Consider the following 12,351-nt stretch of genomic DNA (forward strand, 5'->3'; position numbering starts at 1 on the left):
TCGTCAGGCTCATAACCTGAAGGCCGCAGGTTCAAATCCTGCCCCCGCAACCATGCATAAACGTCTGAAAAGACACGACAAACCCGCCCACTTGAGGCGGGTTTTTTTGTGCCTAAATCACTCCGCAGGAAACACATAGGAAACAGATGAAAAAGTACCAGGGCGGGATTTTGTCGGTTTTCACGTCTGCGTGAGTTCCAGAGCCAACCTAGAATAGGCACGAGAAGCCACTTAAGAAGTGGGTCAACCGGTGAGTGAATGGCGAATACGTCTTACCCGGGGCGCCCAGATCATAGCTTCTCGGTGCACACCGGGTGCTGCGAGTGTTTTGCCGGCAGTGTCTTCAGTGATCAGACCGCTATCAAGCTCCTCACAGAGAGCGTTGAGCGGCCATTCCACCATCCCGCCGTATTTTCGATTGTCACGTATAAACAAGTATCTCTGGTCCTGAGCCTGCGGCATAAATATGTAGCCGCAGAACATGTCTGACCCCCCTTCAGGATCCCGATGACATGATTCTGGGTATTTTTTTAATGTCAGTTTTCAGGGCACAGATTTCACTTCAATCCAAAGTCCAGTTCATGGGAAGACATAGAATACCTTAAGTTTTACAGCTTCAAATCGTTATACGTTTATGTGCTGCGCTCATGATTATATGCATTAAATTAGGGCTAATTTTCTATTTTGAAAAATAATAACATAAGAGTTCACGCCGTTGAATGGACTGAAAACAAAAATCTAGATTGGTGAATTACGTCACCATTCATAATGATTTTGTACAAAATCAATAATGGGAGGTTTACATGGAGTTGAACATCAACGGTATTCAGCACCATGTGGATGTCGAACCTGATACTCCCTTGCTCTGGGCTCTGCGCGACGACCTTGCGATGACGAGCACCAAGTATGGCTGTGGGCTGGCGCAGTGCGGGGCCTGCACTGTGCTGGTTGACGGCCAAGCCGTGCGGTCCTGTGTGACACCTGTTGAAAAAGTGGCAGGAGCGTCGATCACGACCATCGAGGCGATCGAGCAGGATGATCTTGGCAAGCGTGTGGTTGCTGCATGGGTGAAACATCAGGTGCCGCAGTGTGGTTACTGCCAGTCCGGGCAGGTCATGGCTGCGACCTCACTGCTCAGGCAGGTTCCCCACCCCACGGATGCCGACATCGACGCAGCGATGGTCAATCTCTGCCGCTGCGGAACCTATAACGCCATTCGTGCCGCTATTCATGATCTGGCGTCCGGTTCAACGGACGGGGGAGCATAAGAATGGTGAACGGTCTTTTTGATGATGCTTCCCTGATGCAGCAGGGACCGGTCAATTTGTCCAGACGGCGCTTTATGCTGACATCGGCAGGCGCTACGGCGGGCGCATTCGTGTTGGGTTTCGGTCTGCCGGCCCGACAGGCGCGCGCCCAGGCCGCGCAGGGACCAAAATATCGGGGAACACAGGTCCCAGCCTTCCTGGAAATCCGTCCGGATAATACCGTGCGCCTGCAAAGCCCCTTCATTGAAGGCGGGCAGGGAACGTTCACTGCCATGGCACAGATCGTCGGCGAGGAACTGGACGCGGACCCTTCGACTTTCCTTGTTGAAAATGCCCCGGCAGGTGATGAATACGCTGTGATGGACAGCGGTATGCGCATCACGGGTGGGAGCATGTCGGTGCGGAACGGCTATCCGGCCATGCGGCGTCTCGGTGCGCTCGGACGTGAGATGCTGCTTCAGGCCGGGGCGCAGCATTTGGGTGTTCCCGTGTCAGAGCTGACCACTCAGCCGGGACAGGTCGTTCATGCTGCATCGGGTCGAACGGTCAATTATGAAGACCTGGCGCATGTGGCCATGGATCTCCCGGTGCCTGATCCGGCCAGCGTAAAGCTGAGAGATCCGTCGCAGTTCCGCTGGATCGGCAAGTCGGTCAAGCGGCTGGATATTTACGAGAAATCGACAGGCAAGGTCGACTACGCAATTGATGTGCGGGTTGATGGCATGCTGCACGCAGCGGTCCAGCATGCGCCGCGCCTTGGCATGACGGTTGGCTCCATCCGCAACGAAGAACAGGTGCGCCAGATGAAGGGTGTTCACTCCGTTCATCGTCTGCCGGGGGCGGTGGCGGTCGTGGCCGAGCGGTGGTGGCATGCCAGACGCGGGGTTGAAGCTCTGCTGGTGAACTGGGTCGAGGCTGAACCGGGGGCAGCCTCAGACATTCGTGTGATGCCAGCGGATTTTTCGACGGAAGAGTTCAGGAAACACCTTGCGACAGTATCCGGGAAAGAAGAGAACGCGGAGACCAAAGGCGATGTGACGCGCGGATTGAAAAACGCCCGTACAGTCGTCGAGGCAACGTATTTCAGCCAGTATGTGAACCATGGGCAGCTTGAGCCTCCTTCCGCGCTGGCACGGTATAATCCCGATGGAACACTCGATGTCTGGCTCCCCAATCAGGCGCCCGACATGTTCCGTGCCGATATGGCCAGGCGCACCGGGATGGATGCGGAAAAGATCACGATTCATTCGCCATTACTGGGTGGGTTTTTCGGACGTCATTTCCTTTACGACCATGGTAGCCCCTATCCGCAGGCCATTGCGCTCGCCAAAGCGACGGGTCGGCCCATCAAGCTGATCTGGACCCGTGAGGAAGAGTTCCTGCGTGATGCCCTGCGCCCCATGGCGGCCGTGCGGTTCCGTGCGGGGCTTGATGAGACTGGTCGTCCTGTTGCGCTTGACGTCGTCAGCGCTACGGAAGGAGCAACGGAAGGTCTCGGGACGAAGCGCGGAAAAGATCTTGATCCGACAGCCCTCGAAGGACTGACCAACAAGGCCTACGATATTCCCGACCGTCGGATCGCCCAGTTGTTCGTCAGAAATCCGGCGACGCTGGGATACTGGCGTTCCGTCGGGAATTCCATGAATGACTTTCTCTATGAAACATTTCTGGACGAACTTGCGGACAAGGGACATCAGGACCCCTACGAGCTCCGGTTGCACCTGCTTCGGGATAACAGGCGCCTGACGACTTTGCTCAGGGCGGTCGCAGATCTGTCCGGTGGCTGGAAGCGTGGCCCGTTTACGGCGGCGGATGGTTCACGCCGCGCGCGCGGGATTGGCATGGCGTCACCTTTCGGGTCTGAAGCTGCGGCGATTGCGGAAGTGTCGCTCGAAAACGGGCGTGTCAGGGTGCACGAGGTCTGGGAAGCCATCGACCCTGGAAAGGTCGTAAACCCCGCGATTGTGGAAGCGCAGGTCAATGGGGCCATAGCTCTCGGACTGTCTCAGGTGCTTCTTGAAGAGACTGTTTACGAGAACGGCATGCCGCGCGCGCGGAACTATGATGGCTACCCAATTCTCGCTTTGAATCAGATGCCTCGTGTGCATGTGAAAATTGTCGAGAGTGGCGAGAAGATGGGTGGCGTCGGAGAGCCACCGCTGCCTGCCATCCCACCCGCGGTGGCGAACGCGGTTTCGACCCTGACCGGGCGGCGTATCCGAAGCATGCCGCTGTCACGTCATGACTTTGCAAGCTGAGACTTTGATCGTCGTCTGGCACGTCCCGCGTGCAGCAGAAAGAGTGCGGAACTGAACATGACTAACCGCCTGAAGAAAATTTTCGCAGTCGTGATCCCTGCGTCGGCTGTTCTGGCTGCGGGAGCGGCATGGTTCGTGACCCGTCTCCCTGCGTCGTCCTTTGAGAAAACCGGTTCTCAGGAAGAGCCGTCGGCGCAACTCGTGGCGCGAGGGGAGTATGTGTCCCGTCTGACGGATTGCGTGGCCTGTCACAGTGTGCCGGGTGGGGCAGCCTATACCGGGGGCCTGAAGATGGTGACGCCGATGGGCGCAATCTTCGCCACGAACATCACGCCTGACCGTGAGACGGGGATCGGTGCCTATACGCTGGCGGATTTCGACAGGGCGCTTCGTTCCGGCGTGGCAAAGGATGGGCACCGCCTTTATCCGGCCATGCCCTATCCGTCCTATGCCAAGCTTTCTGACGATGATGTCAAAGCGCTTTATGCCTATTTCATGAAGGGCGTCCCGGCCGTTCATCTGGAAAACCGGAAAAGCACGATCCCCTGGCCGCTGAACATGCGCTGGCCTCTGGCTTTCTGGAATGTGGTTTTTGCCCCGTCAGACGTTTATCGCCCGGACACGTCGAAAGATGCCCAATGGAACCGGGGGGCCTATCTTGTTGAAGGGGCGGGGCACTGCGGGGCCTGTCATACGCCGCGAAGTCTGGCCTTCAACGAAAAGGGGACAGACAGCCATAGTGCGGCCTTTGTCTCCGGCGCTCTGATCGATGGCTGGTTTGCGCCCAGCCTGCGCAACGATGCCAACACGGGTCTGGGCCGGTGGAGCGAGGACGATGTCTTCCGTTTTCTCAAGACCGGCCGGAACGACCATGCTGTCGTGTTCGGCTCCATGACAGAGGCTTTCAACAACTCGACGCAGTTTTTCTCGGATGATGATCTGCGGGCAGTTGCGCATTATCTCAAGTCTCTGCCTGGAAACGCGCAACGTGACGGAACGCCGTGGCAGTATGAGCCGACGCAGGCCAAGGCACTCCAACCCGCCGGACGGCAGGGCATCCCCGGTGCGCAGACCTACATGGCGAAGTGCAGTTTCTGTCATGGGGCGGATGGGCGCGGGCAGGGGCAGTGGGTTCCGCCGCTGGCAGGGGCAGCCTCGTCTCTGGTGCCGGACAGTTCCTCTTCCATCAACGTCACACTCAACGGGTCTGGCCGTGTCGTTGCGGCCGGTGTGCCGGATTCCTATCGGATGCCGTCATATCGCGAGCAGCTCTCCGACGGGGAAATCGCAGATGTGCTGACTTTTGTCCGATCTTCGTGGGGAAACCGGCAGCCTCCCGTGGCGAAGGGGGATGTGAAAAAACTCAGGGAGCAAACCGTTCCTGCCAGCAGCAGTCCAGTTATTTTGAAAACTCGTTGAATTTCTCGGGGATTGAAAAAACGAGTGTTACGATGCCCGAGTGCAGGTGCCGAATGCGTGATGAAGGATGCCGACATGACACGAATTAATGCCAGTCTTTCCGGAGAGTTCCTGCTAGGCGGAGAAATTTCCGTTCATCGTCTAGGGTTTGGTGCAATGCGCCTTACCGGACCGGGTGTATGGGGAGAGCCTGAAGATCGGGAAGAGGCACTGCGCGTCTTGCGCCGCCTGCCGGAAATCGGTGTCAATTTCATCGACACCGCGGACAGCTATGGCCCTTTCGTCAGCGAGGATCTGATTGCCGAGGCTCTGGCGCCTTACAGGGGCCTGACCATTGCGACGAAAGGCGGTCTGGTTCGTCCTGGCCGGACGGAAGGACAATGGCCGCAAGTCGGGGACCCAAACTATCTCGGGCAGGCTGTTCGTCTGAGCCTTCGGCGACTGAAGGTTGAGCGGATTGACCTCTGGCAGCTTCACAGGATCGATCCCAAACGTCCCGCAGAGGAACAGTTTGAGACCATTCGCTCCTTTATCGATCAGGGCTTCATCCGGTATGCCGGGCTGAGTCAGGTATCGGTCGCGGAGATTGAGGATGCCAGAAAGATATTCCCGGTCGCTACTGTTCAGAACCGGTACAATCTGACCGACCGTGCGGACGAAGATGTGCTGGAATACTGTGAAGCCAATGGCATTGGTTTTATGCCCTGGTTTCCTCTGGCGGCCGGCGAACTGGCAAAGCCGGGCGGGATTGTCGATAGCATTGCCAGAACACATGGTGCGACACCGGGTCAGATCGCATTGGCATGGCTCCTCAGGCGTAGTCCCGTGATGTTGCCCATTCCGGGAACTAGCCGTGTCAGCCATCTGGAAGAGAACGTTGCTGCGGCTGCGATCACGCTTTCGGATGAAGAATTCGGCCAGCTCGATGCCGCGTCGAGAAGTCTATAAAAGGGTATGGTCCCCCTGACACGGGCAGGCGTGCTGGTGTCAGGGGGAAGTAGCAGTCGGAAGAGGGCCGGTTGTTACCAGGCGTAAGCTTCGGGTGCTTCACCGCCGGGGCCGGGCCAGATTTCATCCAGACGCTTCAATGTGTCTGGAGAGAGACTAACGTCCAGTGCTTTAAGACTGCTTGCCAACTGCTTCTGCGTGCGGGGGCCGACGATTGGGGCTGTCACGACAGGGTTGTGGAGCAGCCAGGCCAGTGCGACGTCAGCGGGTTGTTCGCCAAGTTCCGCGCAGAGGGATTCATAGGCTTCAAGCTGTGGTCGGTATTTCTCGATTTCCTTAATTTTGCTGGCTCTGCGCGTCCCGCTTTCTTTGCCCAGAACGCCGCCGAGCAGACCGCCGCCAAGCGGGCTCCACGGGATGATGCCAAGACCATGATGCCGACAGGAGGGAATGACCTCAAGTTCGATCATGCGGGCGGTCAGATTATACAGGCTCTGCTCCGAGACCAGACCCATGAAGTTCCGGGCCTTGGCCGCGGCCTGTGCTGTGGCAATGTGCCAGCCGCCGAAATTGCTGCTGCCGACGTAAAGTACTTTGCCCTGCTGAACGAGCAGTTCCATTGCCTGCCAGATTTCTTCCCAAGGCGTCCGGTGATCGATGTGGTGCATCTGATACAGATCGATATGATCTGTCTTGAGGCGTCGCAGGCTGTCCTCACAGGCCTTTCTGATGTGATAGGCTGACAGATATTTGTCGTTCGGACCCAGACCCATCGGCTGGTACACCTTGGTGGACAGGACGATCTGGTTCCGGCGACTTGTATCTTTTGAGAGCCAGTTGCCGATGATCTCTTCGGATGTGCCAAAACCCTGTGCCATGTCCGGTGTTTGTGGCCCACCGTAAACGTCGGCGGTGTCGAAGAAATTGATCCCGGAGTCCAGCGCAGCGTCCATGATGGTGAAAGCCGTTGGCTCATCCGTAACCATACCGAAATTCATGGTGCCCAGACAGAACTTACTGACTTTCAGACCTGTCCGACCAAGATATGTATAGTGCATGGCCAATCCTTCCGTGTGTGGTCGCGCCTCGTTACCGCTGTAAATTCTTTTCTGTTTTCGAATGACAGGAGCCTGAAGCGACCTTTCAGGTAACTATTTGGGCCGCCCATTATCCGTTGAAACAGCTCTGTCTATCGATCAGCTCTTGATGAAGGCGCTAATGAGGGAAAAGATAGCCCTTTTCCCAGGCAGGGATTAGCCCTTTCATTATATACATGGTCATGAGGTATTCTCATGAGTGTGAGTAAACTGTGTATGGTTTAAAGCATCCTTACAACAGGGCCATTTTTACTCAATTACATTAGTGGGGCATCGGATCTTCTTGACTGATACCGGGCAATTTTTCAGCCAAAGTATCGACGATTACACGCAGGCGTTTGGGTAATGTTGGCGTTTCTGGCCAGACAGCGAACGTGTCAACAGCAGTAGAGGGAAATCCATCCAGGAGAGAGAGAAGGCGACCTTCATTCAGATGAGGTCTGATAAGCCAGTCAGGCAACCACGCAATCCCTAGTCCTGCAACGGCAGCATCGACAATCGCCTCGAGATTGTCGAACTGAAGACGCCACTTTAATTTACAGTTCTGTAGATTGCCGTCCAGATCCCTTAACTGCCACGGAAAAAGCCTGTTTGAACGCCAGTAAACCAGGGCATCGTGCATCTCAAGATCATGAATTGTTTGAGGTTTGGCACGTTCGGAAAAATATGACGGTGCAGCACAAATAATTTTATTCTGACTGCATATTTTTCGAATGCGCAATCCGCTTCCGTCTGCGATCGGACCTTGGCGGATTGCCAGATCAAAACCTTCTCCTATCACGTCCACAAGGAGATCGCTGAAGCGCAGATCAAGATCAAGATTGGGATATTGGCGAGCCAGTTCCAAAAGAATCGGTGTGACGCAATGGCAGCCAAACAAGATTGGCATCGACATGCGAACCTTGCCAACAACGTCGGTACGACCCGCGTGGAGCAGTTCTTCTCCCGAGCGTAATTCCTTAAGGGCGCGTCGACATTTATCGTAATAGACCTGCCCTTCTTCGGTCAGGGTGAGAACGCGCGTCGTCCGGTTGAAGAGTCTGGCGTCAAGCCGTTCTTCCAGTCGTGCCACGGCCTTTCCCACAGCGGAGCGCGACAGACCGAGACGTTCTGCCGCGCGGGAGAAACCGCCTGCCTCAACGGCTTCGACAAAGACGGATATATTTTCAAGGCGGTGGTGCATGGTGCCCTTATTGTAGAATTATACGCTCATATTATGGGAATGGATTTCGCCACACGCTCATATAATTCTACATTATAAACTTACCGAGGCCCAGCGTGGAGTTGGTCGGAAGAGTGTCGCTCTTTGCCCGCCCTCTGCGGCAAAAACATAGTGCAGGATTATCTATCATGCTGATTTCTATCGTATATCATAGTGGTTACGGCCATACCGCGAGGCAGGCAGAAGCGGTTGCGGAAGGCGCACGTCGCGTGGCGGGAGCCGATGTGACGCTGATTTCGATCGGTGACGGGGAGATTCCCTGGGACACGCTGGAAGCCAGTGACGCGATTATCTTTGGTTCGCCGACCTATAACGGTGCGATCAGCGCGAAATTTAAAGAATTCATGGAAGCTTCTACTAAAACTGCGTGGTTTGAGCAGAAGTGGATTAATAAGATTGCGGCGGGGTTCACCAACTCGGGCGCCCAGCATGGCGACAAACTCAACTCATTGGTTTCTCTCACGCTATTCGCTGCTCAACATGGCATGACGTGGGTCAATCTCGGCCTGATGCCAGGTAATAGCACCAGTAATGGTAGCGTGAACGACCTGAATCGCCATGGTAGTTGGTTGGGCGCCATGGCGCAGTCCAACAATGATCAGGCCCCGGATGTGACGCCGATCAAGAGCGATCTCGACACGGCAGCCCACCTTGGACAGCGCGTGGCGGAAATCACCCAGCGCTTTGTCTCGGGTTCAACACAGAGCAAGTAACTTTTGAAACGCTCGGCTATGCCGCGTATGCGGCAGCGGAAGAGCATCGTCTCTTTCGCTTCGAGCGGTGTCGTGGAGGAAGCAAGACGATGTCCAATACTCCGTCTCTGACGCTGGAATATGTGCGCGGTGTGGCTCCTGCTCTGGCGCATTATACGGAAACCGCAATCATTCGGGATCTGTGGGCGCGCTCCGGTCTTTCCGCACGTGACCGAAGTCTCGTTACCGTCTCCGCTCTCGTGGCTGGGGAGCGGACGATCGGGTTCGCGCATTATTTCACCAAGGCGCTCGACAGTGGTGTGACACCAGGTGAACTGTCTGAACTCATCACGCATGTCGCTTTTTATGCGGGGTGGTCAACGGCGTTTAATGCGGTTGTTTCCCTGAAGGGGATTTTCGCGCAACGCGGCGTGTCAGCGGATCAGTTGCCGCCCGTGAGTCCGGATCTGTTGTCGGTTGATGAGGCGCTTCCGGGGGATGCGGCCCGAGTTGCCCTGCTTCAGGAGCGTTTCGGGACGGTTGCGCCGGGCCTTGTCGAGATTACGAACGATCTGCTGTATGGAGACGTGTGGTTGCGTCCTGGCCTGACGCCAAGAGACCGTAATCTCGTGACTGTCAGTGCCATGATTGGCTCCGGGCAGAATGAGTTTCTGGCGATGTATCTTGGAAAAGCCGTCAAGATGGGCGTGACGCGGGACGAACTTTCCGAACTTGTCACGCATCTTTCGTTCTATATTGGCTGGCCGCGGGCGATTTCCTCAGCCCGTGTCCTCGCCGAGTTTATCAGGGCACAAAGCATCCAGGAGCCATTAGCCCCTACGTAATGGCCCTTCGTTCAGGAAAAGCCAGAGTGTGACGACATCCCCCAACGCCCGACTGGATCATGACTTTCCCGGTGGTCGAATGCGGATTGGCGCTCTGCTCCCGCTGACGACGACAGCTTTTCTGATGGTTGTGACCGAGACCATGCCGGCGGGTGTCCTGTCGGCCATGGTGCAGGATCTGGATGTCGCGCCCTCTGCGATTGGTCTGCTTGTCTCTGTGTATGCACTGGTTTCCGCGGCGGCTGCCATTCCAGTCGTGGCGCTGACCAGACGTCTTCCACGCAGACATCTTTTGATCGGCCGGCTTTCCAGAGTTTTATCGATCCGGCGTTGATGATTATTCTCGTGAACGCATGGGTATTTTCAAACCGGAAAAACGAAGCGGAAATGTCAGGCCCGTAAAAAGAGCGGGCCTGACAATATGCCTGCCGGTTACCAGGGCTGGTTTACAGGACCGACCGTAAATTCATTGACAGTGGTGTCTTCCGGTAGGTCGATGGCAAACGCAACGACTTCGGCAACGCGATCTGGCGAGATGCCATACGTCTTGTAAAGACCCTGCATCTGTTCCTGCACGGCACTGTCCGTGATGGAAGCAAGCAACTCGGTGTTGATCGCAGCGGGGTAGAGCGTTGCGGTACGGATGTTGCTGTTCGCGGATGCGGACTCCATACGCAGCACTTCCATGAAATTGCGCACGAACCATTTCGTGCCGCCATAGACAGCGCATCCCGGATAGGCCTTGATGCCGGCAACGGATGACGTCGCAATGATCTGTCCGGATTTCTGCTCCAGAAAAGACGGCATGACGGCTGCGACGCCGTTCAGGACGCCCTTGATGTTGACGTCGACCATCCTGTTCCAGTCATCGGTTTTGAGTGCCGAAACCGGAGAATTGGGCATGAGGCCCGCGTTCAGGAAGATGACATCCAGACGACCGAACGTGTCCTTGGCGAATTGTACGATGCGTTCGTTATCAGATGGCTTCGTGACGTCCAGAACCTGATAGGCAGCCTGACCGCCGGCTTTTTCAATGTCGGTCACGATCTGTTTTAGCAGGCTTTCCCGGCGCGCACCGAGGACAACTTTTGCCCCTTTTGCGGCCAGTAGCTTTGCCGCGGCTTCGCCGATCCCCGAGGATGCGCCCGTGATGAGGACGACTTTATCTTTAATCATTTATGGTAATCCTAAGCGGTTTGAGTTTTGCCACGCAGCAATCGACAGAGTGTTCAGAGACTACGATTTTTAGTCTGTCTGAAGCCTTGTGCATGGGAAAAAATCTCTAGAGCGTCAGTTCGAAACTGGCGTCGATAAGATTTTCGATGAGAGCATCAGAAACGCTGCCATCCAGCAGGATACTGATCCAGTGTGCCTTGTTCATATGGTAGGCCGGAACAATTCCTTCTGTCGTAAGATAATCCTGTATATGTTCTGGACGGCATTTGACGTCGAGAATATCGATATTCCCGCCTTCACTCAGCTTGAGTGTCTGACGGGGCACATTCATGATAAGTCCAAACCACGTCTCGCGATCTTCGTGCCGGAGTGCGATATAGTCGGGAAAGTAATGAAAAGGATGGTCTGGGATCGTATCGTATTTTCTTTTGACGTAGGATAAAATAAACTGTTTCTGGTTCATAGGGTGATTCCTCGAACAATTCTTAATACATTAATAGCAGTATGTATTTTGCTTAAAGAGCTTCCACCTGCATTTTTAGGCGACCGGTGAGAGCAAGCCCCTCAAGGTTGTCTTCAATCTGGCCGAGCTTGATGAGGCCAGATGAATATTCAAAGTTACGATAAAAGATGGCGATATTCCCCCAAGGAGCATAATAGGCAATGTCGCCTGCGGAAGGAGCATATCCTTTGGGTGCTTTGTCGCTCGACAAATGCCGGGGAAGGTCACAGATCTTCTCAGTCGCATTGTAATCTTCAAGCATCAAGGTCATTGGCAAAAGAGAGAGAAAATCTCTCCCGGAAGGAGTGTCTTCCAACGAAGCAAAGATCACTTGTTCTCCAAGCGTCAGACGTATTTTCATATTCACCTGTCTCCCGTCTGGAGATGAAACCTTTGCGAAAACCGTAACGTGGGTGACACATTCAGACCGACTTACGCAGTAGACGGACTCACCGAGTTTTGTAGAAAAAAATACGCCGTGATCTTGCCGCTGAGAATCACTCATCCGGTAAGCCTGACTCAGCCATTATAACGATATAAAAAGCTTGGGTTTAGAGGCGATATTTAGAACATAGAGATGAGTATATTTCATGAATTCGGCCGGGTGGGATCTTAGTCTAATTAATGAAGTCTGCTCATTTTTATCATGATATTATACGGTCTAGTTCTGGCACATCATCTGGTTTATTCAACACATGCTTGATGAGTTCCTTGTTGTGATTAAAATTATTTCTCGTTTTTATTCACAATATACTTAAGAAAATACAGAATCATTCAAAAAATGGCCTTTATATTCCGAAAGTGGGCCGCTCAGTTGAGGTATAATGAAAGAAGTATCTGGAATATCACCTGATGTGGAAATGGAGCCAGAATCGAGATCTGGCTCGTGGAGTGGCGTGCTCGCCATGTCTCTCGGCGCATTCG

At 54.7% G+C, this 12,351-nt stretch carries 12 protein-coding genes; 7 read left to right on the plus strand and 5 right to left on the minus strand.

Annotation, left to right across the window (positions count from 1 at the left end):
* Positions 1 to 803 precede the first annotated feature (803 nt).
* The 4 genes from ABF979_RS13890 (at position 804) to ABF979_RS13905 (ending at position 5,893) form a co-directional block, all read left to right on the plus strand.
* Positions 804 to 1,268, plus strand: coding sequence for a (2Fe-2S)-binding protein (locus ABF979_RS13890; protein WP_415560456.1), 465 nt, complete (start codon positions 804 to 806; stop codon positions 1,266 to 1,268).
* Between the two features lie 2 nt (positions 1,269 to 1,270).
* Positions 1,271 to 3,526 (plus strand): molybdopterin cofactor-binding domain-containing protein, encoded by a 2,256-nt coding sequence (locus ABF979_RS13895; RefSeq protein ID WP_415499416.1) that lies wholly within the window; start codon positions 1,271 to 1,273, stop codon positions 3,524 to 3,526.
* A 57-nt stretch (positions 3,527 to 3,583) separates the two neighbouring features.
* Positions 3,584 to 4,945 (plus strand): c-type cytochrome, encoded by a 1,362-nt coding sequence (locus ABF979_RS13900; RefSeq protein ID WP_415560457.1) that lies wholly within the window; start codon positions 3,584 to 3,586, stop codon positions 4,943 to 4,945.
* Positions 4,946 to 5,020: 75 nt separating this feature from the next.
* The gene (locus ABF979_RS13905; RefSeq protein WP_415499418.1) at positions 5,021 to 5,893 is read left to right on the plus strand and encodes an aldo/keto reductase; all 873 of its coding nucleotides are present in this window, start codon (positions 5,021 to 5,023) and stop codon (positions 5,891 to 5,893) included.
* 74 nt (positions 5,894 to 5,967) lie between these two features.
* Here the strand turns inward: ABF979_RS13905 and ABF979_RS13910 are convergent, their stop codons facing one another.
* Both ABF979_RS13910 and ABF979_RS13915 read right to left on the minus strand, forming a co-directional pair.
* On the minus strand, positions 5,968 to 6,951 hold the full coding sequence (locus ABF979_RS13910; protein ID WP_415499419.1) for an aldo/keto reductase: 984 nt from the start codon (positions 6,949 to 6,951) through the stop codon (positions 5,968 to 5,970).
* 301 nt (positions 6,952 to 7,252) lie between these two features.
* Positions 7,253 to 8,173 carry a LysR family transcriptional regulator gene (locus ABF979_RS13915; protein ID WP_415499420.1) on the minus strand — a complete coding sequence of 307 codons (921 nt, stop codon included), beginning with the start codon at positions 8,171 to 8,173 and terminating at the stop codon, positions 7,253 to 7,255.
* Positions 8,174 to 8,340: 167 nt separating this feature from the next.
* Here ABF979_RS13915 and ABF979_RS13920 point away from each other — a divergent pair, with 167 nt between their 5' ends.
* The 3 genes from ABF979_RS13920 (at position 8,341) to ABF979_RS13930 (ending at position 10,083) form a co-directional block, all read left to right on the plus strand.
* Positions 8,341 to 8,925: a flavodoxin family protein gene (locus ABF979_RS13920; RefSeq protein WP_415499421.1), complete on the plus strand. Its 585-nt coding sequence runs from the start codon at positions 8,341 to 8,343 to the stop codon at positions 8,923 to 8,925.
* 89 nt (positions 8,926 to 9,014) lie between these two features.
* Positions 9,015 to 9,749, plus strand: a complete 735-nt coding sequence (locus ABF979_RS13925) for a carboxymuconolactone decarboxylase family protein (protein WP_075624200.1) — start codon at positions 9,015 to 9,017, stop codon at positions 9,747 to 9,749.
* A 28-nt stretch (positions 9,750 to 9,777) separates the two neighbouring features.
* On the plus strand, positions 9,778 to 10,083 hold the full coding sequence (locus tag ABF979_RS13930; protein ID WP_415499422.1) for an MFS transporter: 306 nt from the start codon (positions 9,778 to 9,780) through the stop codon (positions 10,081 to 10,083).
* A gap of 98 nt (positions 10,084 to 10,181) precedes the next feature.
* Here the strand turns inward: ABF979_RS13930 and ABF979_RS13935 are convergent, their stop codons facing one another.
* From ABF979_RS13935 to ABF979_RS13945, 3 genes are all read right to left on the minus strand, one after another.
* Positions 10,182 to 10,925, minus strand: coding sequence for an SDR family oxidoreductase (locus ABF979_RS13935; protein WP_415499423.1), 744 nt, complete (start codon positions 10,923 to 10,925; stop codon positions 10,182 to 10,184).
* 106 nt (positions 10,926 to 11,031) lie between these two features.
* Entirely contained in the window at positions 11,032 to 11,388 is a 357-nt protein-coding gene (locus ABF979_RS13940; RefSeq protein ID WP_006117278.1) for an MmcQ/YjbR family DNA-binding protein, read from the minus strand.
* Between the two features lie 52 nt (positions 11,389 to 11,440).
* A complete protein-coding gene (locus tag ABF979_RS13945) occupies positions 11,441 to 11,932 on the minus strand; it encodes a cyclophilin-like fold protein (RefSeq protein ID WP_415560458.1) in 492 nt (163 codons plus the stop codon).
* Positions 11,933 to 12,351 lie beyond the last annotated feature (419 nt).

The sequence above is a fragment of the Gluconobacter sp. genome (assembly GCF_047723935.1).
Lineage (GTDB): Bacteria > Pseudomonadota > Alphaproteobacteria > Acetobacterales > Acetobacteraceae > Gluconobacter.

Bases quoted from the DNA above. Each gene is read 5' to 3' on its own strand.
- ABF979_RS13890 (WP_415560456.1), top strand. From the start codon at position 804: ATGGAGTTGAACATCAACGGTATTCAGCACCATGTGGATGTCGAACCT.
- ABF979_RS13895 (WP_415499416.1), top strand. From the start codon at position 1,271: ATGGTGAACGGTCTTTTTGATGATGCTTCCCTGATGCAGCAGGGACCG.
- ABF979_RS13900 (WP_415560457.1), top strand. From the start codon at position 3,584: ATGACTAACCGCCTGAAGAAAATTTTCGCAGTCGTGATCCCTGCGTCG.
- ABF979_RS13905 (WP_415499418.1), top strand. From the start codon at position 5,021: ATGACACGAATTAATGCCAGTCTTTCCGGAGAGTTCCTGCTAGGCGGA.
- ABF979_RS13910 (WP_415499419.1), bottom strand. From the start codon at position 6,951: ATGCACTATACATATCTTGGTCGGACAGGTCTGAAAGTCAGTAAGTTC.
- ABF979_RS13915 (WP_415499420.1), bottom strand. From the start codon at position 8,173: ATGCACCACCGCCTTGAAAATATATCCGTCTTTGTCGAAGCCGTTGAG.
- ABF979_RS13920 (WP_415499421.1), top strand. From the start codon at position 8,341: ATGCTGATTTCTATCGTATATCATAGTGGTTACGGCCATACCGCGAGG.
- ABF979_RS13925 (WP_075624200.1), top strand. From the start codon at position 9,015: ATGTCCAATACTCCGTCTCTGACGCTGGAATATGTGCGCGGTGTGGCT.
- ABF979_RS13935 (WP_415499423.1), bottom strand. From the start codon at position 10,925: ATGATTAAAGATAAAGTCGTCCTCATCACGGGCGCATCCTCGGGGATC.
- ABF979_RS13940 (WP_006117278.1), bottom strand. From the start codon at position 11,388: ATGAACCAGAAACAGTTTATTTTATCCTACGTCAAAAGAAAATACGAT.
- ABF979_RS13945 (WP_415560458.1), bottom strand. From the start codon at position 11,932: ATGAGTGATTCTCAGCGGCAAGATCACGGCGTATTTTTTTCTACAAAA.